Source organism: Nocardiopsis flavescens, assembly GCF_900141985.1.
In the GTDB taxonomy this organism is placed as follows: domain Bacteria; phylum Actinomycetota; class Actinomycetes; order Streptosporangiales; family Streptosporangiaceae; genus Nocardiopsis; species Nocardiopsis flavescens.
Map to the genome: position 1 here is coordinate 40,697 of NZ_FQZK01000009.1, position 23,308 is coordinate 64,004.

Sequence of the window (23,308 nt, forward strand, 5' to 3'; positions counted from 1 at the left end):
CAAATCGCCCGCGCGGCCTTGCGGATTTACATAAATAAGGCCGGAGGAGGAGTTTTCCCGTACCATGACCGACCTTTCCCGGACGGGTGGTCCGGGGAGTCAACTCCGGCCGATCCGGTGCGCGTTGCTGGCGCCGACACCCGGACCCCGGTGTTATCTTCGGTGCGCAGAGTGGTCGCCCGCCATGTCCTGGAATTCTGGAATTCCAGGAAACCTGCTCGGGATCGCCTTTTCGGGGATCGCGAAGGAAACGATTGGCCTGCCATGTCGCCAGTGGGTTATGTCTCCCGGATCGTCCGTGGTCTGGAGTCCATCGGTACCAAGGAAGCGGTGGTCCTCGACGGCCACCGCGTTTCGGGGGAACAGGTGCTCCGGCGTTGCTCGGCGCTGGCCGGAGCGCTGGCCGACCAGGGGCTGGGGCGGGGGTCCTCGGTCGCCTACCTGCACGGGAACAGCATCGAGTCGGTGGCCGTCCGCCTCGCGGTGCAGGCGCTCGGCGCCTGCTACGTCGGACTCCGGCCTTTCTTCGCCACCGGAGAGAAACTGAAGTTCCTGGTGGAGGGGCGCCCGACGCTTTTCCTGTTCGATCCGGACCAGAGCGACGAAGCCGCACTCCTGTGCTCCCGGTCCGGGATATCACGGGCGTTCTCCGTCGGTGCCTCCGACTTCGGCGAGAACCTGCTGGCGCTGGCGGACGGGCGGCCGGACGCGCCACTCGATTGCGCCGACCGGGGCGACGACGTCTCCATGGTGACCTTCACCAGCGGAAGCACGGGAGAGCCGAAGGGGATCACGCATACCTTCGCCTCTTCGTCCGGATTCTTCGATAACGCGCTTCATATGTACGGACCCGGCCCCTGGCGCTTCCTCGTCGCCATCCCCCTTTCGGACCTGGGCGGGGAGATCGTGCAGTGGACCCTGGCCGGCGGCGGCACCGCCGTCCTGATGGACGACTTCCGCGCCGACGAGGCGGTACGGATCCTCGGGCGGGAGCGCATCACCCACTTCTTCGGATCGCCCTCCATGGTGCACGCGCTCGTCCACGAGCCCGGCCTGCGGAACACGCGGCTGCCGGATCTTCGACTGGTCGCCTACGGAGGCGCCGTCTCCTCCCCGTCCCGGACGGCGGACGCGGTGGCCGGGCTCGGCCCTGTCCTGATGCACAACTACGGCATGCAGGAGGCCGGGTTCATCAGTTTCCTCAGCCGGTCCGACCACATCCGGGCAGGACGCTACCTGCTGAACTCCGTGGGCCGTCCGCTACCGGGTGTCGAGATCGCCGTGCGCGACGCCGAGGGCGGCGAACTGCCGGCGGGGGAGATCGGGGAGGTGTGCGTGCGCTCGGCCACGATCATGGCCGGTTACCGGCACCGCCCCGACCTGACCGCCCAGGTGCTCCGGGAGGGCTGGTTCCGCACCGGGGACCTGGGACGTATCGACGACGAGGGCTACCTCTACCTCGTCGGCCGCATCAAGGACATCATCATCGTGGACGCCTACAACGTCTATCCGCAACAGGTGGAGCAGGTGCTCTCCGCCCACCCCGGCGTCGCCCAGGCCGCCGTCGTGGGGGTGCCCGACCCCGACACGGGGGAGAGCGTCTACGCGGCGGTCGTCCCCTCCTCCGAGATCCCGGCGGGGCGGACCGCGGAGTTCACGGCCGGGCTCGCGGCCGCCGTGCGCGACACCCTCGGCTCCGTCCACGAGCCGGCCCGCATCGACCTCCTCGCGAGCCTGCCCCTCACCCCCCGCGGAAAACCCGACAGGGAAGCGCTGCGGGGCCGGGCGGCCGAAACCGCCGCGTCCCCCCGCACCTGAGAAGTACGGCGTCCGAACGACCACAGGGGAGTACCAGCATGCGCCAGCTAGAGATCGAATGGGTCCAGCCGCGGATCACCGTCACCGCCGACCTCACCGACGACAACCCGGACCTGGTCGACATGGTCTGGAACAGGCTGGTCCCCTACAACAGCCTGCAGAACCACGCGCTGGTCTCCGGCGACCACCTCTACCACCTCCTGCCCGACCCGGAACCGATCCACAGGGCCGCCGAGTACAAGATGCGGGACCGCACCGAGGCGCCGGACGGCACCGTCTTCCTCTCCCAGCTGCAGCACATCGGCATCAAGTACGGACCGCTCACCGAGTACCTGCCCGCCGCGCCGATCGGCCACGTCGTTCCCGACGACGTCGACGCCCTGCGCAGCGCCGGCCGCTACTGCTGGGACGCGGCCTACCGGACCAAGGAGGTCGTCGAGGTCCGGGTACGGCGCAAGGGCGACCGGGTGGACGACTACCCGCTCCCCCGGCCTCCCCGCGTCGGCGACCCCGACGTGCAGCGCCTCATCGACGAGATGCACGACGCCACCCGGCGCTCGTGGACGGACCCGCCCGAGGAGCTCGTCGACATGCACGCGGGCCGGATCGGCAGCCGGGCCGGGAGCAGGGACCAGTACTTCTCCACGCTGGTCTTCCTCAACGGCGAGGTGCGGCCGCTGGGGTACAACGCGCTCAACGGACTCGTCCGCCTCGTGCGGACCACCGACCTCCCGCTGGAGACCCTCCGGGAGATCACGCCCGGCTTCATCCGCACACCGGCGGAGTTCCTGGGCTACACCGGACTGCACGCCCTGGAGGACTTCACCGGGCGAAGCGTCAAGGCACTCGGCGCGCTGGAGGACCGGGAGGAGTACTTCGCGCTGATCAGCACCCTGGCCCTGTACACGAACATGCTCAACACCTGGAACCTCCACCTGTTCCCGTGGGACCACGGAAAGGAGTACCCCTACCCCCGGGGGTGACCCGTCGATCCGCGGGCCGCCGGAGCGGCCCGGCCGCGCATGGCACAGGAAAGGGGAGGGCGTGTCCCGCCGAGTGTTCGAGGCCGTCCGCGAGGAGCTGCGGCGGAGGATGCCCTCCCCGTCCGGGACGGGCGGGGAGGAGCTGGCCCGCCGGATCGGGGTCGCCTTCGACGCGTTCCCGCCGCGCACCGATCCCGACGACCCCTGGCTGGGCGGCCCCCCGGGGGATTACGCGTGGCTGGCCGAATACGAGGACCTGCCCGACGGGCCCCGGGACGCCGACCGGGTGCTCGGAGCCGCGGCGCGCGCCCTGCACGGCCAGCTGCGCTGGCACTCCCCGTCGACCCTGTTCAACATGACCCCGCAGCCGCTGCTGGACACCGCGGCGGTCACCGCGGTCACCGGCCTCTACAGCCCCAACGCGCTGTGGGACTTCTGCAGCGCCGGGGTGATCGAGGTCGAGCGGCAGCTCGTCCGGCAGTTCGCCCGCCGCGCGGGCTGGCCGGACACGGCGGGCGGCGTGTTCTCCTTCGGCGGCAAGGCCGGGCTGCTCTACGCCGTCAGGATGGGGTTGAACCGGTGCCTCCCGGGCTCCTCCCGCACCGGACTGCCCCCGGGGCCCGCGCCGGCGGTCGTCACCACCGCCCACAACCACGACAGCCTCGAATCCGTCTGCGCGCTGCTCGGCCTCGGTACCGACGCCTGCGTGCGCGTACCCGTCCCTCCCGGGACGAGGGCCGAGCCCGACGCGATCGCCGGCGCGGTCGACGCCCTGCTGGCCCAGGGCCGGCCCGTCGCCTGCGTCGTGCTCTCCGGCGGCAACATCCTGCACAACGACATCGACCCGGTCCGGCCCGTCACCGCCGCGCTCGACCGGGTCCGCGCGAGGCACGCACTGCCCTACCGGCCCCTGGTGCACTTCGACACGGTGGTCACCTGGCCCTGGCTCTTCTTCACCGACTACGACTTCGCGGGCGACCCCCTCGGCCTCGGGGCGGAGCTGGCCGGCCGCGTCCGGGCCACGACCGACCTGGTCTCCCAGGTGCGGGAGGCCGACTCGATGACCATCGACTTCCACAAGACCGGGCTGGCCCCCTACTCCTCCAGCCTCTTCCTCACCCGCGACGCCGCCGAACTGCACCACTGGGTGGAGGGCGGGCGGGGCGAGACCGTCCACCGGCCGCACGGCGAGAACGCGCTGCTGCACACCATCGAGCACTCGCGCGGCGCCGCACCCGTCCTGGCGGCGTGGGTGGCGGTGCAGAGCGTGGGGGTGGACGGCTTCCGCGTCTACCTGGCGAACCTGCTCATGGCCAACCGGGCGTTCATGGACCTGTTGCCGAGCCGCGGCTTCGAGCTGCTCACACCCTTCTCCGACGGAGTCGCCTCGGTGTACCGGCCGGTGCCGCCCGACGGCCCGGCGGACTTCGCCGGCCTCCTGGACGCCGAACCCCCCGTGCTCGAAGCGGCCAACAACTACACACACGCCCTGTTCAGGCTGCTCGCCGGCTACGAGGGCAACCCCTACTCCAGGGTCGTCCTCGGCCACCTTCCGGCCTACGGCAGGGGCAGGGGAGGTGAACCGGTCGCCGCACTGCGGCTGGTCCCCGGCTCGGTCTTCCTCGACGAGGCGGCCTGTTCGCGGATCGCCGAGCGCATGGAACAGGTGAAGAAGGCGCTCGACGTCGCGGTCCTGTTCGGCCCCGAGGAGCTGAACGGGACACCCGTGTACCACGTTCCCGAGTGACGGGCCCGGAGCCCGCCAGGCCGGACGGGACGCCGACCTGCTCGGACGCTCTGCGGTGTGCCCTCCCGTCGTTCGGCCGGGCCGTCGGTCCCACCGCCGCGGACGACCGGGGAGGCTCCGGCCTCCGCGACAAGAGCTCCGGACGGGCCGCGTAGACCTGGTCAAAGGTCCGCGCCCGCTGCTCGCGGAGCTGGTGGGCGGTGCCGAAGCGCACCGACGCCGGGGCGCGGCAGCCGATCCCCGAACGACGGTGCCCGTGGTTGCAGTAGGCCGTGGGACCCTCCGGGCACCCGCGGGCGTGGGCCGGTGGCCCGGCCCCGACACGGCGTGACGTGGATACCGTGTCGGATCGGCAGGGCTCCGCCGTCTGCACCCTGCCCGGGGGAAGGCGTTTCCGGCTGCTCGGACCGTGGCGCCGTGCTGGGCGTACACCTATACTTGAATCAGATACAAGGTAGATGATTCAGAGCGGCGGGGTGGTGTGCATGGCAGTGGCGGACATCGGAGCGCGGATCGAGCGCGCCCGGCAGGCGGCGAGCATGAGTCAGCGGGCTCTCGCTGACGCCACGGGCATCTCTCAGTCCACTCTGTCTCGGATCATCTCCGGGGACCGGGTGGCGAAGATGCCCGAGATCGTGGCGATCGCTTGGGAGACCGGACACACGGTCGCCCAGCTCACCGGGATCGGGGTGGTGTCCGAGCGTGTGCAGTGCGCGGCCCGCGCCACCAACGACTCCGACATGGCCGGCATGCGCCAGGCGCTGTTGGACTTCCTGGAACTGGACGCCTACCTGGACGACCAGGCCATTCCCGCCACGATCTGAAACCGGACAGACCAAACGTGAGTGCAGAAGCCGAAGGCCGTGCCACCGCCGAACGGTTCCGGGAGGAGCAGAACCTCGGTGTGCAGCCCCTGGGTGACCTCGTGGCGATCATCGAGCAGGCCACAGGCATCGACGTGGCCGTACTCGAAGCGGACCAGGACCAGCACGGCCTGATGATGCGGGATCCCCGGCGCGACGCCGTGTTCATCGGTGTCGCGCGCACCCGTAATCCGATGCGGCAACGCAGCACACTCGCCCATGAACTCGGCCATGTCCTGTTCACCGACGTCACGGGTGGCTCGGCGGGCGCTTGGAGCCACCGTTCCCCCGAAGAGATCCGAGCCGACGCGTTCGCCCGACACCTGCTCGTTCCGGTCGAGGGCCTGCGTGAATTCCTCGGTGGCCGGGGACCACTCACCCAGTCCGACCTCTCCGAGGTCGTCCAGCGGTTCCTGGTCTCACCCAAGATCGCCGTGATCGCACTGTGCCGGGCGGGGCACATCGATGAAGCCACCAAGCAGGAGTGGCTTCCCCTCACGACGCCGCGATTGGCCACGCGGTTCGGCTGGAGTGACCAGTACCGCGCTCTCCAGGACGAATCGGCTCGGCGCAGGGCACCGCAACGGCTGCTCGCGAGAGCGATCAGTGCCTATGCCGAAGGCGTGCTGTCGGTGCAGGCCATCGCCACGCTTCGCGGTATCACCCGGCAGGAAGCCGAAGCGGAACTGCGGGAAGCGGGGGTGGTGCCGCGCGAGCGACCGGTCGCGTGGGCCGACCCCGACGAGCTGCCCGACGTCGATGTCGACCTCGCGGCTTTGGACGAGGCCCTCGCCGAGCCCGGTCACGGCTCCCGGCCCGTGGATGTGACAGCGAGAGAGAACGGATGAGTCACCGGCCGATCATCGACGCCGGCCCCGGTCTGAACTTTCTCTCGATCAACCAGGAGCGCCTTCTCATCGGGGTTCTGGGCAAGCTCAGTGCTCCGGAGACCGTGCAGCGCGAGGTCTTCGACAAAGCACGGCAGGATGAGCGTTTCCGTGCGGCCGCGGGCATCTGGCGGAAGCTGGCCCCCAACTGGATGCAGATCCTGTCCGACGACCAGACCCCCGAACTCGCGGCGGTGGTCCAACGCATCACCCGTCAGCCCATGGCCGAACGACTGAAGCGCCCCAAGGACCTGGGTGAGGTCATGGTCATCGCGCACGCGGTCGTCATCGCCGAGGCCGGCGGTCGGGTGACCGTGCTGATCGATGACGGGGAAGGCGCGCGAACAGCCACCTCGGAGATCAACCGCCTCGAACGGCTCCGCCGCAGCGGACGCCCGGTGGGGACGTTCACCCTGGTGGGCACGCTGTCCGTTCTGGAGCGCGCGGTGCAGAAGAAACAAGTCTCAGACAAGGCGGACATGCGTCATCTCTACCGGCGGTTGCGTGAATTGGATGACGGACTGCCACCGATCGAGACGACCCGGTTGCTGTCACCCGACCTCTGGCGCTGACTTCCCGCACATCCGCTGCCTCCCGGGATCAGGGCCCGGCCGGAGGGCGCCGAGTCGAACGAGGTGTCGACCTGGTCGGAGTCATCGACGGCGACGAAGAACGGGGCGAGCGTTGCGGGGCGAAGGGTTTCGAGGGTTTCCGACCATCACGCGCCCCGCACATCAGGACACCGAGAACCGTTAGCGACCGGGCGCACCCTGGTCTGGGGGCGCCCCTGGGGAACCCGGGCGGCTGAAAACCTCACCGCGTATCCGCCACAGCCGTCCGTAGGAGGTCGGAACCGCCCGGCGGCCGGGCGCCCTGCCCCGACACAAAAGAGAAAGCCGGTCCCGTGTGGTGTCCGGGTCCGGCTTTCTCTCCACTGTCTCATGGTGGCGCACTCGGGAGGATTCGAACCCCCAACCTTCTGATCCGTAGTCAGATGCTCTATCCATTGAGCTACGAGTGCAGGTTGTTCAGTTGTCGTCGCCCGGCGGATCTCGTCCTCCCTGGCGACGTCTCCGACTCTATCACGGTGCAGAAGTGGCTTCGCGCCATTTATGCGTGTGACCCCCGTCATCGGGACGCGGTGCCGAACCGGGTCCGCGGCCGGACGCGATAGGTCGTGTATGGACACCGAGACCGCCTCCGGACAGGACGGCTCCCCCGAGCAGGCGGTTCCCCTGTGGGCACTGTTCGTCCTGTCCGCGACGGGCGGCCTGATCGTCGGTATCGCCGCCATGGTCGCCCGGGGGCTGCTGCCCGGCTCCGTGGCGTGGATCGGCGACTCCGGGGCGGCCTGGGCGGTCGCCGCGTTCGTCGCCGGGGCGGCTGCGGCCGGTGCGCGTCCGTGGGCGTGCGCCGTGGCCGGGCTGCTCGCCCCGTGGGGCGCGGTCCTGGGCTACCACGGGTTCACCCCGCTGCTGTGGCTCGACGGGCAGGACCTGCGGGCCCTGCTGGTGTGGACGGTGTGCGCAGCGGTGGCCGGGCCGCTGCTCGGGCTGGCCGGGCACGTGTGGCGCGCCCGGCGGGGGCGGTGGCGGACGGGCGCCGCGGCGCTGCTCGGGGCGGTCCTGGCCGCCGGGGGCGCCTTCGAACTCATCGGCTGAGAGCCGAGTCCCGCACATGCCGGGTACGGCCCGGCCCCGGGTACCGCGGGGTCGGGCCGCCCCGCCCCGCGCCGCCCGGGGCCGTGGCCGGGTCGCCGGGTCAGGCCGAGGCCTCGGCCACCGACGCCTCCCACGCGGTGAGCGCGGCGTCCACCTGGTCGCCGTCGACGACGAGCGGCGGGATCATCCGCACCACGTTCCCCGCCGGGCCGCAGGTCAGCAGGAGCAGTCCGTGGCGGACCGCCGCCTGCTGGGCGCGCAGCGCCGCGGCGGCGTCGGGACGGCCGCCGGAGGTGAACTCGCTGGCGAGCATCAGCCCGCGGCCGCGCACGTCCCCGATCAGCGGCGAGGCCTGGGCCACCTTCTCCAGTCCCTGGCGCAGCCGCTCGCCCATGCGGGCGGCGTTGTCCACCAGGCCCTCCTCCTCGATGACGTCCAGGGTGGCCAGCGCCGCCGCGCACGAGACGGCGTTGCCGCCGTAGGTCCCGCCCTGGGAGCCGGGCCACGCCTTGGCCATGAGCGCCTCGGGGGCGGCGATGGCGGACAGCGGGAACCCGCTGGCCAGGCCCTTGGCCGTGATGACGATGTCGGGGACGATCCCGGACGGCTCGTGCCCCCAGAACGTCCCGGTGCGCCCGAACCCCGTCTGCACCTCGTCGGCCACCAGCAGGAAACCGTGCGCGTCGGCGCGCTCGCGCAGCCCCTGGAGGAAGGCGTCGGGGGCGGGCACGTACCCGCCCTCGCCCAGGACCGGCTCGATGAACACCGCGGCGGTGTCCAGCGGGGAGGTCACCGTGATGAGCAGCTCGTCGAACTCGCGCAGCGCGTACGCGACCGCGTCCTCCTCCGACATCCCCAGCCGGTAGGCGTACGGGAAGGGGGCGACGACCACCCCGGGGACCAGCGGACCGATGCCCGCCCTGATCTTGGTCCCGGACGTGGTGAGGGACGCCGCGCCCATGGTCCGGCCGTGGAACGAACCCTGGAACACGATCGCGTTCTGCCGGCCGGTGGCCTGCCGGGCCAGCCGCAGCGCGGCCTCCACCGCCTCGCTGCCGGAGTTGACGTAGAACAGCCGGTCGAGCCCGGCGGGCAGCACCCCGCCCAGGCGCTCGGTGAGCCGCAGCAGCGGCCGGTGCATCACCGTGGTGTACTGCCCGTGGATGAGCGTGGCCACCTGCTCCTGCGCGGCGGCCACCACCCGGGGGTGGCAGTGGCCGGTGCTGGTGACGCCGATGCCGGCGGTGAAGTCGAGATAGCGGCGGCCGTCCTCGTCGTAGATGTGAGCGCCCTCGCCTCGCGCCGCGACCACGGGGGTGGCCTGCTTGAGGACCGGGGAGAGCTCCGCCATGCGATGCCTCGATTCGTTGTCGCGCATGTCCGTAGGATTGTTGACAATCGACACGGCTATGGAAACATCCGGTCCGTGGCGGTGTCCAGGGGGCGCACGCCGGGCAGGTCTGACCCAACGGTTCCGGGCCCGCACACGACCGCGGGACCCGGACGACGTACGACCGGGAGCGTTGAACATGTCGGATCGGGAAGCACGGGTCGTCGACCAGGTGGAGAAGCGCCTGTTCGTCGGCGGCGAGTGGCGCGACGCGGCCTCGGGCGCGGTGTTCGAGGTGGAGGACCCCTCCACCGGCGGGGTGCTCTGCACCGTCGCCGACGCGGGCGGGGAGGACGCGCTGGCCGCCCTGGAGGCCGCCCACCGGGCCCAGCCGTCGTGGGCGCGCACCGCGCCCCGCGAGCGCGGGGAGATCCTGCGCCGCGCCTACGAGCTGCTCATGGAGCGCCAGGAGGACCTGGCCGTCCTCATGACCCTGGAGATGGGCAAGCCGCTGGCGGAGGCGCGCGGCGAGATCGCCTACGGCGCGGAGTTCCTGCGCTGGTTCTCCGAGGAGGCGGTGCGCATCGAGGGCGGGTTCGCCACCTCGCCCGACGGCAAGTCCAGGTTCCTGATCATGCGCCAGGCGGTGGGGCCGTGCATGCTCATCACGCCGTGGAACTTCCCCATGGCCATGGGCACCCGCAAGATCGGCCCGGCCATCGCCGCGGGCTGCACGATGGTCCTCAAGCCCGCCCACCAGACGCCGCTGTCCGCGCTGGCCCTGGCCGGGATCCTGGCGGAGGCGGGGCTGCCCGAGGGCGTGCTGTCGGTCGTCCCCACCACCGACCCGGGGGCGGTCACCGAGCCGCTGCTCTCCGACGGGCGCATCCGCAAGCTGTCCTTCACCGGCTCCACGGCCGTCGGCCGCCGCCTCCTGGAGCAGAGCGCGGGCCAGGTCCTGCGCACCTCCATGGAACTGGGCGGCAACGCGCCGTTCCTGGTGTTCGACGACGCCGACCTGGACGCGGCGGTGGACGGCGCGATGCTCGCCAAGATGCGCAACATCGGCGAGGCGTGCACGGCGGCCAACCGCATCTACGCCCAGTCGGGGATCGCCGAGGAGTTCTCCCGGCGGCTGAGCGAGCGCATGGGCGCCCTGCGCCTGGGGCGCGGTCTGGACGACGGCGTGGACGTGGGGCCGCTCATCGACGACAAGGCGCGCCAGAAGGTGCAGCACCTGGTGGACGACGCGGTCGGACGCGGCGCGACCGTCCTGGTGGGCGGCGGGCCGGGCGAGGGCCCCGGCCACTTCTACCGGCCGACGGTACTGGCGAACGTGCCGTTCGCCAGCGAGCTGTCCACCACGGAGATCTTCGGCCCGGTCGCCCCGGTGCTCACCTTCGAGACCGAGGAGGAGGCGGTCACGGCCGCCAACGACACCGAGTTCGGCCTGGTCGGCTACCTCTACACCCGCGACCTCAACCGGGCCCTGCGGGTGAGCGAGAACCTGGAGACCGGCATGGTCGGCCTCAACCAGGGGGTGGTCTCCAACCCGGCGGCTCCGTTCGGCGGCGTCAAGCAGTCCGGCCTGGGCCGCGAGGGCGGCCGTGTGGGCATCGAGGAGTTCCTGGAGACCAAGTACGTCGGCATCGGCGGCCTCGTCTGACCATCGGGGGTCTTCGCGTCCGGAGAAGTCGTACAACATGTTGTACGACTTCTTCTACGCTCGAAGCATGGACGCGAAGATCCCCGCCGTGCTCGGCGTCGCCGAGGCCCGGACCCGCCTTCCGGAACTTCTCGCAGAACTGGTCGAGGACCCCGAACACGACCCGATCCTGGTCGGCGCCTACCGCAGACCCCAGGGCGTGCTCATCTCCCCGGCCGAGTACGAGCGCCTCATGGCCCTGGACGCCGCTGCCCGGCGCGACACGGAGGCCGTCGTGGAGGGGCCGTAGGGTCCTGTGCCCGCCCGGATGCCCTAGGGGGCGGGCGGCTGTGCGCCGCCGTTGATGCGGGCGACGGCGTCGGTCATGTGCGCCTCGATGAGGGCGAGCAGCCGTTCCTCGGCGCCGTCGGCGATCGCGTCGAGGATGCGGCGGTGCTCCTCCAGCAGCTCGGCGGGCTCGGGGTAGACCTTCTGCATCACGGTGAGGCACATCCGCGTCTCCACCAGCAGGGTCTGCGCCATCCGCTCCAGCCGCCCGTTGCCGGAGCAGCTCACCAGGGTCCGGTGGAACTCCTGGTCGGCGTCGCTCATGGCGCCCCGGTCGCCGCCGGCGGCGGCGACGGCCAGGTGCTGCACCACCGGGGTGAGCCGCGCTACGGCCTCCCCCCGGTTGCCGCGCATGACCAGCGCGCAGGCGGTGCGCTCCACGGCCAGCCGGGCGACGTAGATGTCGCGGACGTCGTCCGGGGTCAGCTCGCGCACGAACAGCCCGCGGTGGCGCTCGCTGCGCAGCAGCCCCTCCTGGACGAGCCGCTGCATGGCCTCGCGCAGCGGCCCGCGGCTCACGCCGAGCCGCCCCGCCAGGTCGGCCTCGCCCAGCTGGTCCCCCGGGGCCAGCGAGCCGTACATGATCGCCGAGCGCAGCTGTTCGGCGATCAGCTCGGCGGTGGATCTGCGGGGGACGGGGGTGAGGTGGCCGTGGACGGGCATGGGCGGTCTTCTCTCGGTGCTCGGGTCTTCTCCTGCGGCGCGGACGGGGCGTCCCTCAGTCCGGCAGCAGGCTGGTGACGGCGGCGGATCCGGCGCGGAACAGCATTCCCGGCCCGGTCGCCCGTGGCTCGGTGCGCCCCGCCAGCCGCAGCCCCTCCCAGACGCTCACCTGGTTGGCGGTGAGCACGGTCTTGCCGAGCAGCGCCTCCAGGGGTTCGATCAGGTGGGCGCTGTGCAGTGCCGTGTCGGGCACGAGCACGGCCTCGGCGCGCGGGTGGTCGTTGGAGATGACGAAGTCCAGCACCTCGTCGGGGTCGAGGTAGGCCACCTCCGCGGCGGTCGCGATGCCGTGGCTGGCCACGGACACCACGGAGACCCCGGCCTCGGACAGGAACTCCACGAACCGCTGGGAGATCTCGTCGGGGTAGGTGGCGGCGATCGCCACCCGGGGCAGCCGCAGCCGGATGAGCGCGTGCACGAACGCGCACGAGGTGCTGGAGGCCGGCCCGCCGGTGGCCTGCCGGACCCGCTCCACCTGCCTCCGGGTCCCCTCCCAGCCGTACACGAAGCCGCCGCCGGTGCACGCCCACACGGTCGCCTCCACGTCCATGGCGGCGATCTCCTGCGCGCCCTTGACGAGGGAGGCCTCCCCGCCCGCCTCCAGCAGCCTCTCCAGCACGTGCAGGTCGTCGCTCAGCGGCGTGTGCACGAGGGGCAGCTCCACGTCCCCGCCGAGGAGGTCCTCGAAGGCCTTGTAGTCGTCCTCGGCGCTGGAGCCGGGGTACAGGAATCCGACGCGGGTCATGGGCTCTCCTCACGTGGCCGCGGCCACGGGTCGCGCGGCGGCGGTGCCGGTCCGGGCCGGCCGCACGGCCGTTCCGCGTCGGGGCCGGCGCACGGCACCCGGCGGAGCGCTGATTGTCGACAATCTTACGATCAAGGGTTCTCCGTCACAAGGCGGGGCGGGTGGTGGGCGCGGAAGGGGGCCGAAGGCCCGGGCCATCCCCGCGGCACCCGGGGTTGTCGATTGTTGACAATCCCGGGCCCGCTTTCTAGCGTGGCCGGTGCGGGGCCCGCCGCGGGCCCGCACCGCGTGCTTCCCTACCGCCGACCGGAGAGCGCAAGGCCGTGAACAGTGCCGCCCCGTCCCCGCCCGACCGCCCCAGGCTGCTGATCCTGCACGGAGACGACCTGCCGCCGGGCCGGGAGCGGATCGAGGGGCACCCGGGCCTGGGCGGGGTCGCCTACACGACCGCCGACGGCCTGTCGGCCGCGCTCCCCGGCACGGACATCCTCTTCGTCTGGGACCTGTTCTCGGAGGCGCTGGAGGCCTCCTGGCCCGAGGCCGACGCGCTGACCTGGGTCCACGCGGCCACGGCCGGGGTGGACAACCTCATGTTCCCCGCCCTGGCCGGGTCCGGCGTCACGGTCACCAACTCGCGGGGGATCTTCGACCAGCCCATCGCCGAGTACGTCCTGGGTCTGGTCGTCGCGTACGCCAAGGACTTCCACCGCACCTGGGAGTACCAGCGCGAGCGCCGCTGGGAGCACCGCGAGACCGCTCGGGTGGCGGGCAGCCGCGCCCTCATCGTCGGCACCGGGCCCATCGCCCGCGCCACCGCCCGCCTGCTCACCGCGGTGGGGGTGCGGGTCCGGGCGTCGGGCAGCCGCGCCCGCACCGGCGACCCCGACTTCGGCGACGTGGTGCTCTCCAGCACCGCCGAGACCGGTCCGGGGGGCGAGCCCACCCTGTTCGGCGAGATCCCGGCGGCCGACCACGTGATCATCGCGGCACCGCTCACCGACGCCACCCGCGGCCTGGTCGACCGCGCCTTCCTGGACCTGATGAAGCCGACCGCCCACCTCATCAACGTCGCGCGCGGCCCCATCGTCGACCAGCCGGCCCTGGTCGAGGCCCTGGACTCCGGGGGCATCGCCGGGGCCGCGCTGGACGTGTTCGAGCGCGAACCCCTCAAGGCCATCAACCCGCTGTGGGGGCTGCCCGGCTCGGTGGTCTCCCCGCACATGGCCGGGGACGTGGTCGGCTGGCGGGAGGAGCTGGTCGACCTGTTCCTGGACGAACTCTCCCGCCACCTCGACGGGCGCGAACCGCGCAACGTCGTCGACAAGTGCCGCGGCTACGTGCCCGGCTGATCCCGACCGGGAGGCCGAAGTGACGATCCGTTCCGACTCGACCGCCGCGGGCGCCGCGGCGCCCGCCACCGCGGACGGCGCGCCCGCCGGCCCGGTGGCCGACCCGTCCGCCGCGTCCGCCGAGGCCCTGCTGGCGTCCTACGCCTGCGGGGACTCCTCCCCGGAGGAGGCGGTCGAGGCGGCTTTGGAGCGCATCGACCGCACCGAACCCGTCCTGAACGCCTTCTGCCTGGTCCTGGCCGAGGAGGCCCGGGCCGACGCCCGCGCCTCCGCCCGGCGCTGGGAGCGCGGGGAGCCGCGGGGCCCGCTCGACGGGGTGCCCGTGGCCGTCAAGGACGTCCACCTGCTGCGCGGCCATCCGACGCTCAAGGGCTCCCTCGCCACGCCGCGCGGCGGACCCTGGGAGGAGGACTCCCCGGCGGTGGCCCGGCTCCGCGAGGCGGGCGCGGTGTTCGTCGGCAAGACCACCACCCCCGAGCTGGCCTGGAAGGCCGTCACCGACTCACCGCTCACCGGCGTCACCCGCAACCCGTGGGACCCGGCGGCCACCCCGGGCGGGTCCAGCGGCGGCGCGGCCGCCGCGGTCGCCGCCGGGTCGGTGCCGATGGCCACCGGAACGGACGGCGGCGGCTCCATCCGCATCCCGGCGGCCTTCAGCGGGATCGTCGGCCTCAAGCCCACCTGGGGCCTGGTGCCGCACTACCCGGCCAGCCCCTTCGGCTCGCTGGCCCACACCGGGCCGATGACCCGCACCGTCGGCGACACCGCGCTCATGCTGGAGGTCATGGCGGGACCGGACCACCGGGACTGGGCGGCGCTGGCCCCGCCCGGGCCGGGGCTCGCCGACGTGCGCCTGCGCACCGATCCCGAGGACCTGGTGCGCGGCCTGCGCATCGCGCTCGCCCCGACCCTGGGCGGGCTCGCCGTGGACCCGGAGGTGGCGGCGGCCGTCGCCGCGGCGGCCGAGGCCCTGGCCGGCCTCGGCGCCCACGTGGAGGAGGCCGACCCCGGCCTGCCCGACGCCCGGCCGGAGTTCCACGTGCTGTGGTTCTCGGGCGCGACCAAGGCCACCGAGCGGGTCACCGGTGCCGACCGGGACCTGTTCGACCCGGGGCTGGCGGAGATCGTCGAGGAGGGGGCGTCCTTCTCGGCGCAGGACTACCTGACGGCGATGGCGCTGCGCATGGACATGGGCGCCCGGATGGGCCGCTTCCACACCGGGTACGACCTGCTGCTCACCCCGGCGGCGCCGTTCGGCGCGTTCGGGGCGGGGCGGGAGTGCCCGCCGGGGCTGGAGGGGGAGCGCTGGACGGTGTGGGCGGGGTTCAGCCACCCGTTCAACATGACCCAGCAGCCCGCGGCCAGTGTGCCCTGCGGGTTCACGTCCGCCGGCCTGCCCGTCGGGCTCCAGGTGGTGGGCCCGCGCCACGGGGACGCCCGGGTGCTGGCCGCCTGCCGCGCCCTGGAGCTGGCGCGGCCGTGGGCGGGCGCGCGCCCCTGAGCCCCGCCCGCGGCCCTGCCAGGCCAAATATCAGAGTTTTCGCCCTTAATTTGGGTGATATGTGCCCATGCAGGACCTTTGTCGGCCGAGTTCTGTGTCATATGGCCCCCGCGCGCTCTCCCGCACGTACTACCGTCTATCCCGGAGACGTGTCCGGGGCGCGGTGACGCAGGGATGGCACAAGGGATGAGGATGAGCGGGATGTCGGGCGGTGGAGCCGAGGGTGCCGGCAGGCCCATCAGGGTCTTCCTGGTGGACGACCACGAGGTGGTCCGGCGCGGCGTGGCCGCCCTCCTGGAGACCGAGGACGACATGACCGTCGTCGGCGAGGCGGGCACCGCGGAGCAGGCGCTGGCCCGCATCCCGGTCGTGGTCCCCGACGTCGCCGTGCTGGACGTGCGCCTGCCCGGCGGGTCCGGCGTCCAGGTGTGCCGGGAGATCCGCTCCGACCACCCCGAGATCGCCTGCCTCATGCTCACCTCGTTCGCCGACGAGGACGCCCTGTACGACGCCGTCATGGCGGGCGCCGCCGGGTACGTGCTCAAGCAGATCCACGGCGCCGACCTCGTGGGCGCCGTGCGCACCGTCGCCTCCGGCGGCTCCCTGCTGGACTCCGGCAGCACCGGCGCCATGATGGAGCGCCTGCGCGGGGCCCAGGCCGAGCCCGACCCGCTGGCCGAGCTCACCCCGCAGGAGCGCCAGATCCTCGACCTCATCGGCGAGGGCATGACCAACCGCCAGATCGGCGAGCGCCTCTACCTGGCGGAGAAGACCGTCAAGAACTACGTGTCGGCGCTGCTGTCCAAGCTCGACCTCAAGCGCCGTACCCAGGCCGCGGTCCTGGTCGCCGAACTCCGCGGACGCCGCTACTAGCTCCCGCCGGGGAGCCCGGCCCGTGCCCCGGCCGGCCCCCGCCGTGCCCGGCGGCCACCCCGTCTCCCGCCGTCGCCCCCCTGCGGTGCCCCGCAGGCGGACCGGCGCGAAGCGGGCACGGCGTCCGCGACGGGACCCCGCCCGCCCCCGCCCCTCGGAGGACGCTCCGCGACCGTGCCGTGGGCGCGCCGCCGGCACGGTGCGGGGCCCGCGGCACCGGAGGGCGTGCGAACGGCGGGGCCCGACGGCCCGGCCCCCGTCACTGGAAGGTGTCGAACGGCGGGGTCCCGTCGTCGGGCACCGGAACCTTCCAGGTGAGCACCGTGCCCCCGGTCTCCCCGCGCCGCGCGGAGAACCCGCCGCCCAGCGCCCTGGCCCGGTCGTCCAAGTTGCGCAGGCCGCTGCGCCGCCCCTCCTCGGGCAGGCCCACGCCGTTGTCGGTGACGGTGAGCGCCAGCGTCGTGGGACGCCCGGTCGTCGCCGTCTCCTCCACCGAGACCGACACGTGCACCTCCGTGGCGTGCGCGTGCCGGGCGACGTTGCTCAGCGCCTCCCCGAGCACGGCGAGCAGCTGCTCGCCCACCTCGTCGGGGACCGAGGCGTCGATCGGCCCGTCCAGGCTCACCCCCGGGTGGCAGCCCAGGCTGTGCGCGGTGTTCTCCGCCAGCTTGAGGATGCGCCCGCGCAGCGAGGTGTCCTGGCGGCTGGGCGGGTTCTGGAGCGCGAAGATCGTCGAGCGGATCTCCCGGATGGTCGCGTCCAGCTCGTCTATGGTGCGCTGCACCCGCTCGCCCGCCTCCTGCGAGGTGATCAGCCGCATCGTGCTCATCAGCGTCATCGCCGACGCGAACAACCGCTGGATGACCACGTCGTGCAGGTCCTTGGCGATCCGGTCGCGCTCCTCCAGCACCACCAGCCGCTCGGTGTCGCGCCGCGCCTCGGCCAGCTCCAGCGCGATGCCCGCCTGCACCGAGAACGAGTGCAGCATCCGGCGGACCGCCGCCGGGAACGGCGCCCGCTCCGACAGCTTGCCCAGCAGCAGTACGCCCCTCGTGTTGCCCGGGGTGCCCAGCGGCACCAGCAGCCCCGGCCCGTAGCCGCGGTGGGTGAGCATCGGGCAGTTGGCCTGGCGCAGGTCGGGGACGCTCATCGGCTCACCCGACTCGTACACCTGCCCGCAGGCCGACGTGTGGATCTCCACCGGTGTGCCCAGGATCTCCTGGGCGACCGGGCCGTCCGCGATCTCGGCGAACAGGTGGCCCCGGGCGCGCGGGTCGGGCAGCAGCACCACCGCGGTGTCGGCGCCGCCGATCTCGCGGGCCTGTTCGGCCAGGTAGGCCAGCACCTCGTCGGCGGCCGCACCCGACAGCAGGCGCGTGGTGATCTCCGTGGAGGCGGTCAGCCACCGCTCGCGCAGCCGGGCCTCCTCGTACAGGCGCGCGTTCTCGATGGCGACCCCGGCCGCGGTGGCCAGGGCGGTGACCACCGCCTCGTCCTCCTCGTCGAACTCGCCGCCGTCGGTCTTCTCGGTGAGGTAGAGGTTGCCGAACACCTCGCCGCGCACCTGGATCGGCACCCCGAGGAAGGTGGACATCTGCGGATGGCCCTCGGGAAAGCCGCCGAAATCGGCGTGGTCGCGCAGGTCCGACAGCCGCAGCGGGGAACGGCCGTACAGCGGTGCGGCCAGGACGCCCTTTCCGTGCGGGAACCGGGCGATCTGCTCGCCCTGCTCGCGGGTGATCCCCACGGGGATGAATTCGCTGAAGCCGCCGTCCTCGTCGACCACCCCCAGGCCCGCGTACCGGGCGCCCGCCAGCCGGGCGGCCATCTCGGTGAGCCTGCGCAGCACGGTCGCCAGGTCGAGGTCGCCCCCGATGGTCAGCACCGCCTGGAGCAGGGAGCGCATCCTGGCCTGGTCGGACATGCCGGGGCTCAGGCCGTTGACGTCGGTGAGGAGGTCTTCCAGACGGCCGGGGGACAGCCGGGGACTCTGGGGGAGCTCGGTCATGTGTCGGTCAACCTCCGCAGAGCCGGTCGGGCGGTCTCGCAATGCGTGCTTTTCCTTGGGTGTATATAGGTGAATTGTCGTTGTTTTTTTGCCGGTTTGCCACATCTGTTCGTGGAAACATGGCTTCACCTGGTCCGGAATTCCCGCGGAATCGCTCCGCGGCCGTCTCAATTCATGCTAACGTCGCCGTCAGTCGACGCAGGAAGGACCGGCGAGGTCCCCGCGTCCACCACATCCCCTCCGGGCCCCGCTCCTCGCGGCGCCCCCGCGCCGGCGGCCTCCCGCCCCGGTCGCGTCGAAGCCTCCCGACCCACGGTGGAAGGATCCCCGGTGTTCACAGTCCACGGTAGTGCGAGCGCCGGTGGCGCCCGTACCGCCGTGTGCCCGGCACCGGTCCGGCGGGCGCTGCTGCTCGCCGCCCTCGTGGCCGGCGCGCTGTGCGCCCTGTGGCTGGCCGGGGCCGCCCCGGCCGGGGCGGCCGAGGGGTCGGGCGCCGGCATCGCGGTGCCGGCCGGGCCCCTGGACCCGCACGCGGGCGCGGTCGCCGGACTCGGCGGCCCGCTGGCCGAGACGGTCGCCACCGTCGGCGGCGGGGTCGACCAGGCCCGCCGGACGCTGGAGGAGCCCGCCGCCGCGCAGGCACCCGCCGACCCCGAAGAGGTGGCCCGCCACCTCGACGAGACCGTGCGTCAGGTCGTCACCGCGCCCGTCGCGGAGACGGTGCGGCTTCCCGAGCCCTCCGAGACCACCGTGCCGGAGCCCGCATTGCGGGCCCCGGAACCCGACGACGCCCCGCGTCCGGAACCCGGCACCCGCGACACCCGGGTCGAGCCGGCCACGGCCCCCGCCTCCGCGGCGGAGCCCGCGGTCGCCGCTCCGCCCGCCGCCGGGCACCCGGCGGCCGAGGCCGAGCGCGCCGCCGACACCGAGGACGCGATCGCCGCGTCCGCCCTCGGCTCCAGCGCCCCCACCGCCGCGCCGACCGCCCCCTCGGGCACCGCGGCGCAGGCCGGCGGGTTCATCGCGGGCTACCTGCCCGTCGCCGCGGCCCCCTCCCCGGCCCCCGGCCTGTTCCAGGCCGCCCGGCACGTCCTGCGCTCGGTTCCGGCCGAGGACGCGGACGAGCCGACCTTCTCGCCCGACTAGGGCGGCGTTCCCGGTCGCACTCCGACCGCTCTCCTGGCACACCCCTCCCAGCCGCGGAACGCCCGGATCCACTACTCCGAGTGATCGCTTCCGCACCCTCTGGGGATTGATGTGAGCAGCCGCGCCCGCCCGCGGCGTTCACATCAGTCGACGGCCCGCCAGGTCGCCCGCTGAGAAACCGAGCACCTCCCTCGTGGCCAGGGGAGAGGCTCCCCTGAACACAGAGACGGACCAAGCGCCGCGCAACGCGGCAACTCCGGAAGGACACCCATGAACACCACCGCCCGCACTTCCGCCAAGACCCTGCTCGTGGCAGCCGGCGCGGCTGGATTCATCGCCTTCGGCTCCGGGTTCTCCTGGGCCGACACCCTCGGCGGTGCGACCGACGGCCTCCCCCTGAACGACCTGGGCGGCCAGGTGCCCGCGGTCCTGACCGAGGGCATCGGGTCCCCGGTCGGCGAGCTGGCCAGCGTCCGGCCCGGAACGATCTCCGCCGCCCCCGAGGTGCAGCACAACTCCGCCCCGACCGGCTCGCTCACCGACGCGCTGCCCGTCGAGGCCCCGCTCGCCCTCGACGGCAACAGCACCGACGTGGGACTGGACACGCTCGCCGACTCCCTGACCGGTACCGCCCCGGCCGTCCCGCAGAGCGGCGCCCTCGACCCCGTGACCGGTGCGGTCGGCGGGCTGGGCCTGCTGGACGCGGTCGGCCTGGGCACCGGTGGCGGCACCCTGCCGCTGAGCCACTCCGCGCGCAGCCCCCTGCCCCTGGAGGGCACCGTGACCGGGCTGGGCACCGGCGTCGGCCAGGGGGCCCACGAGGTCGGCACCGGCCTGACCGAGCTGGACGCCGCCGACCTGGGCGCCACCCTGCCCATGAACGGCCCGGTGATGCCGGTCAACGGCCGGAACACCGACATCAGCGGGGGCGCCGCCGGCATCGTCTCCGACCTGGTCCTGGGCGAGGGCGCCGCCACGCTGCCCCAGTCGGCGCCGGCCGACGCGCTGCCCGTCGGCGGGCTGGACACGGTCACCGGGGCGCTCTCCCAGGTGGCCCCGGCGGACGCGCTTCCGGAGCTGCCCGCGGCGCTGCCGCTGTCCACGGACGTGCTGCCCCAGGCGGCCCCGGCGGACGCGCTGTCCGCGGACGCGCTGGGCGGCGTCACCGACGTGCTGCCGGTGTCCGCCCCGACGCTGCCCCAGGCCGCGCCGGTGGACGCGCTGCCCGTCGGCGGGCTGGACGGCGTCACCGACGTGCTGCCCCTGGCCGCGGCGTCCGACTCCCTGCCCGGGCTCGGCGACGTGACCTCGGCCCTGCCCGCCACCGACTCCCTCGGCGGCGACCTGGTCGGCGTCAACGGCCTGCCCACCGTGGGCGAGCCCACCGTGGACGGCGCCCCGCTCGGCGCGCTGGTCTAGAGCCTCACCGGGAAGTGCGCCCGCAGGTCGTGGCGGGCGCACACCGCCCGGGACGGCGGGGCCGATCCGCGCCGGCGGCACCGAAGGACTGTGGGGGTTCCTCGGCGCACGCGGCGCGGTGAACGGAGGGCCCCACCGCCCCGGGCGCACCGCGGCCCCGGACACCGACGGGTGTCCGGGGCCGTTCTCCGTGCTCCGGCGCGTCAGTACGCCTCGTCGCCGGTCCCGAAGCCCAGGCCGTCCGAGCACGGGTTCGAGGTGGCGTCGCGCCCCTCGCCCGGCAGCGCGGCGGGTGCGTCGTCCGACGGGGAGGCCGCGTCGGTCGGGCTGTCGACCGGGCTCGGCGAGGCGCCCGGCGGCTCCATCGGCGCCGCCGCCTCGTCGGCCGCCATCAGCGGCGGCAGCGGGCGGTCCTCGCGCACCGCGGCGAACAGCTCCTCGGCCCGGTCCTCGTACCAGAGGATGCGGTTGGGGTCGAAGGGCGCCTGGTACCAGGGCACGGTGTGGAACTCGATGTCGCCCAGGTCCACCTCGGACAGGGACACCGCGATCGACAGCATCCGGTCCAGGGTGAGCCCGCTGTCGGTGGCGCTGTGCTCGGCCACCGCGCTCAGGAGCCCGTGCAGCCGCGAGGGGTTGCCGAGCACCTCGGGGCGCATGGCCTGGTCGGCCAGCGCGGCCATGAACATCTGCTGCCGGTCGATGCGGCCGATGTCGCCGCCGTCGCCGATCTCGTAGCGGGCCCGCACGAAGGACAGCGCCTGGTCGCCGGTGAGCGTCTGCTCCCCGGCGGGGATGTCGAGCTTGGAGCGCTCGTCCTTCATCGGCTCGGGGACGCAGATGTCCACCCCGCCGATGGCGTCCACCACGTCGCGGAAGCTCATGAAGCTCAGGTGCACGAAGTGGTCGACGCGGACGTCGGTGAGCGACTCGATGGTGCGCACCACGCAGGGCGGGCCGCCGTGGTACATGGCGGCGTTGATCATGCCGAAGTAGCCGTAGGTGCCCTCGGCGGTGCCGTAGGCGTCGCACTCCGGCAGGTTCACCAGGGAGTCCCGGGGGAAGCTGATCACCGAGACCCGGTCGTCGGGCGAGATGTGCGCCAGCATGATCGAGTCGGAGCGCTCGCCCTCGAACTCGCTGCTGTAGGCGGTGCTGCCCTCCTCGTAGCCGTCGGAGCCCATGAAGAGGATGTTGACCGCGTCGCTGATCTTCTCGGGCCGCTCGCCCTCGTCGAGGGCGGCCTCCAGGTCGTGCTGGACCATGCCCGAGCGCAGCGACTGGAAGTAGACGTAGCCGGTGGCGATCCCGGCGGTCAGCACCAGGGCCAGGCCGGCGGCGGTCCAGACGGCGATCCGGCGCAGGCGCCGCCGCTTCCGGCCGTCTCCACCGGAAGCACCGCCCCCGCCGGAAGCGCCGCCCCCGCCCGAGCCCCCGGAGCCGTCCGAGCCCCCGGAGCCGCTCCCGGCGGCGGAGTCCTCACCGTCCCCGCCCGCGCGGGCGGCGAAGGCCGCGGTGCCGTCGGCCGCCGCCGCGGCGGCCGGTCCCGGACCGTCGCCGGCGTCCGCGGAGCCCTCGGCGGGCTCCGCGCCGCCCTGGGAGTCCGCGGCCTCTGCGGCCGTCGTGCCGAAGGCCGTGGCAGCCCCGTGCGCGTCCGCGCGCTCGTCCGGCGTGTCCGGGGAGGCCGGGGCCGCACCTTGCGCCCCGGCGGGCGCGGCGGCCTCCGGGGCGCCGCCCGTGTCCCGCGCCTGCTCCGCGGCCGTGTCCGCCGCCTCGGCGGGCTCGCCGCCCTTTCGAGCGTCCATGGTGTCCTCCGACGTCTGGTCGGTCGCGTCGTCCGCGGTGCCGGCTCCCGTGGCGGGCCGGTCGGCGTCCGGTGCGGCGCGGGGCGGCGTGACGGCGTTGACCAGTGCCATCACGTCGTCCTCGTCCTCCGCGGCCGGCTCCTCGCGGCCGACGCGTTCCAATCGGCCGGACCGGCCGATGCGCCATACGGGTTCGGTGCGCCCCTGGGCGCCCGCCTCCCGTCCGGCGGTGTGCTCCGGGCCTCTCGCGGGGCCCGGTTCCGGTGTGGTGTCCGCTCCTGCTTCGGTGGCGGCGTTCTCGTCAGCGGGCATCGTGCAATCTCGGTGAGTTCGGACGGCGGGACGTGCCAACGGTCGGACACCGACCCGGAGAAGGGGCCATGGGTCCGTGCTCGGGGGAGGGTGGCGGTCGCGCACGCTGGGGACGCGGGGTGCCATGGGGTACGGCATCGTGACG

19 protein-coding genes and 1 tRNA gene are annotated in these 23,308 nt (G+C 73.3%); 14 read left to right on the forward strand and 6 right to left on the reverse strand.

Features of this window, described 5'->3' with window-relative positions:
* Positions 1 to 273 precede the first annotated feature (273 nt).
* From BUE45_RS15870 to BUE45_RS15895, 6 genes are all read left to right on the forward strand, one after another.
* The gene (locus BUE45_RS15870) at positions 274 to 1,818 is read left to right on the forward strand and encodes an AMP-binding protein (protein ID WP_178378553.1); all 1,545 of its coding nucleotides are present in this window, start codon (positions 274 to 276) and stop codon (positions 1,816 to 1,818) included.
* A gap of 38 nt (positions 1,819 to 1,856) precedes the next feature.
* The gene (locus tag BUE45_RS15875) at positions 1,857 to 2,801 is read left to right on the forward strand and encodes a cucumopine synthase-related protein (RefSeq protein ID WP_073380114.1); all 945 of its coding nucleotides are present in this window, start codon (positions 1,857 to 1,859) and stop codon (positions 2,799 to 2,801) included.
* A 61-nt stretch (positions 2,802 to 2,862) separates the two neighbouring features.
* Entirely contained in the window at positions 2,863 to 4,548 is a 1,686-nt protein-coding gene (locus BUE45_RS15880) for a pyridoxal phosphate-dependent decarboxylase family protein (protein WP_143173377.1), read from the forward strand.
* A gap of 485 nt (positions 4,549 to 5,033) precedes the next feature.
* Positions 5,034 to 5,372 carry a helix-turn-helix domain-containing protein gene (locus BUE45_RS33855; protein ID WP_073380272.1) on the forward strand — a complete coding sequence of 113 codons (339 nt, stop codon included), beginning with the start codon at positions 5,034 to 5,036 and terminating at the stop codon, positions 5,370 to 5,372.
* A gap of 17 nt (positions 5,373 to 5,389) precedes the next feature.
* Complete coding sequence (locus BUE45_RS15890) at positions 5,390 to 6,259, forward strand: ImmA/IrrE family metallo-endopeptidase (protein WP_073380116.1); 870 nt, start codon at positions 5,390 to 5,392, stop codon at positions 6,257 to 6,259.
* On the forward strand, positions 6,256 to 6,870 hold the full coding sequence (locus BUE45_RS15895; protein WP_073380117.1) for a PIN domain-containing protein: 615 nt from the start codon (positions 6,256 to 6,258) through the stop codon (positions 6,868 to 6,870). Before BUE45_RS15890 ends, BUE45_RS15895 begins: the two co-directional genes overlap by 4 nt.
* Before the next feature lie 373 nt (positions 6,871 to 7,243).
* Here the strand turns inward: BUE45_RS15895 and BUE45_RS15900 are convergent.
* Positions 7,244 to 7,319, reverse strand: a tRNA-Arg gene (locus tag BUE45_RS15900).
* A gap of 160 nt (positions 7,320 to 7,479) precedes the next feature.
* Between BUE45_RS15900 and BUE45_RS15905 the strand changes: the two genes are divergently transcribed.
* A complete protein-coding gene (locus tag BUE45_RS15905; protein ID WP_073380118.1) occupies positions 7,480 to 7,959 on the forward strand; it encodes a DUF6518 family protein in 480 nt (159 codons plus the stop codon).
* A 100-nt stretch (positions 7,960 to 8,059) separates the two neighbouring features.
* On the opposite strand, the gene BUE45_RS15910 is transcribed toward BUE45_RS15905, so the two are convergent.
* Positions 8,060 to 9,310 (reverse strand): aspartate aminotransferase family protein, encoded by a 1,251-nt coding sequence (locus BUE45_RS15910; RefSeq protein ID WP_073380119.1) that lies wholly within the window; start codon positions 9,308 to 9,310, stop codon positions 8,060 to 8,062.
* 178 nt (positions 9,311 to 9,488) lie between these two features.
* On the opposite strand from BUE45_RS15910, the gene BUE45_RS15915 reads away from it, so the two are divergent.
* Positions 9,489 to 10,955, forward strand: coding sequence for an NAD-dependent succinate-semialdehyde dehydrogenase (locus BUE45_RS15915; protein WP_073380120.1), 1,467 nt, complete (start codon positions 9,489 to 9,491; stop codon positions 10,953 to 10,955).
* A 67-nt stretch (positions 10,956 to 11,022) separates the two neighbouring features.
* On the forward strand, positions 11,023 to 11,244 hold the full coding sequence (locus BUE45_RS15920; RefSeq protein ID WP_178378554.1) for a type II toxin-antitoxin system Phd/YefM family antitoxin: 222 nt from the start codon (positions 11,023 to 11,025) through the stop codon (positions 11,242 to 11,244).
* A 23-nt stretch (positions 11,245 to 11,267) separates the two neighbouring features.
* Here the strand turns inward: BUE45_RS15920 and BUE45_RS15925 are convergent, their stop codons facing one another.
* A complete protein-coding gene (locus BUE45_RS15925; RefSeq protein ID WP_073380122.1) occupies positions 11,268 to 11,945 on the reverse strand; it encodes a GntR family transcriptional regulator in 678 nt (225 codons plus the stop codon).
* Positions 11,946 to 12,000: 55 nt separating this feature from the next.
* Positions 12,001 to 12,750: a maleate cis-trans isomerase family protein gene (locus tag BUE45_RS15930; protein WP_073380123.1), complete on the reverse strand. Its 750-nt coding sequence runs from the start codon at positions 12,748 to 12,750 to the stop codon at positions 12,001 to 12,003.
* Between the two features lie 323 nt (positions 12,751 to 13,073).
* Between BUE45_RS15930 and BUE45_RS15935 the strand changes: the two genes are divergently transcribed.
* From BUE45_RS15935 to BUE45_RS15945, 3 genes are all read left to right on the forward strand, one after another.
* Positions 13,074 to 14,099 (forward strand): D-2-hydroxyacid dehydrogenase, encoded by a 1,026-nt coding sequence (locus BUE45_RS15935; RefSeq protein ID WP_073380124.1) that lies wholly within the window; start codon positions 13,074 to 13,076, stop codon positions 14,097 to 14,099.
* Positions 14,100 to 14,118: 19 nt separating this feature from the next.
* A complete protein-coding gene (locus tag BUE45_RS15940) occupies positions 14,119 to 15,600 on the forward strand; it encodes an amidase (protein ID WP_073380125.1) in 1,482 nt (493 codons plus the stop codon).
* 201 nt (positions 15,601 to 15,801) lie between these two features.
* The gene (locus BUE45_RS15945) at positions 15,802 to 16,473 is read left to right on the forward strand and encodes a response regulator (RefSeq protein ID WP_073380126.1); all 672 of its coding nucleotides are present in this window, start codon (positions 15,802 to 15,804) and stop codon (positions 16,471 to 16,473) included.
* Positions 16,474 to 16,732: 259 nt separating this feature from the next.
* Here the strand turns inward: BUE45_RS15945 and BUE45_RS15950 are convergent, their stop codons facing one another.
* On the reverse strand, positions 16,733 to 18,481 hold the full coding sequence (locus BUE45_RS15950) for a GAF domain-containing sensor histidine kinase (RefSeq protein ID WP_073380127.1): 1,749 nt from the start codon (positions 18,479 to 18,481) through the stop codon (positions 16,733 to 16,735).
* A 330-nt stretch (positions 18,482 to 18,811) separates the two neighbouring features.
* On the opposite strand from BUE45_RS15950, the gene BUE45_RS32555 reads away from it, so the two are divergent.
* Both BUE45_RS32555 and BUE45_RS15960 read left to right on the forward strand, forming a co-directional pair.
* Positions 18,812 to 19,627 carry a hypothetical protein gene (locus BUE45_RS32555; protein ID WP_073380128.1) on the forward strand — a complete coding sequence of 272 codons (816 nt, stop codon included), beginning with the start codon at positions 18,812 to 18,814 and terminating at the stop codon, positions 19,625 to 19,627.
* 270 nt (positions 19,628 to 19,897) lie between these two features.
* Entirely contained in the window at positions 19,898 to 21,046 is a 1,149-nt protein-coding gene (locus BUE45_RS15960) for a hypothetical protein (protein WP_073380129.1), read from the forward strand.
* 203 nt (positions 21,047 to 21,249) lie between these two features.
* On the opposite strand, the gene BUE45_RS15965 is transcribed toward BUE45_RS15960, so the two are convergent.
* Positions 21,250 to 23,163, reverse strand: a complete 1,914-nt coding sequence (locus BUE45_RS15965) for an LCP family protein (protein ID WP_073380130.1) — start codon at positions 23,161 to 23,163, stop codon at positions 21,250 to 21,252.
* Positions 23,164 to 23,308 lie beyond the last annotated feature (145 nt).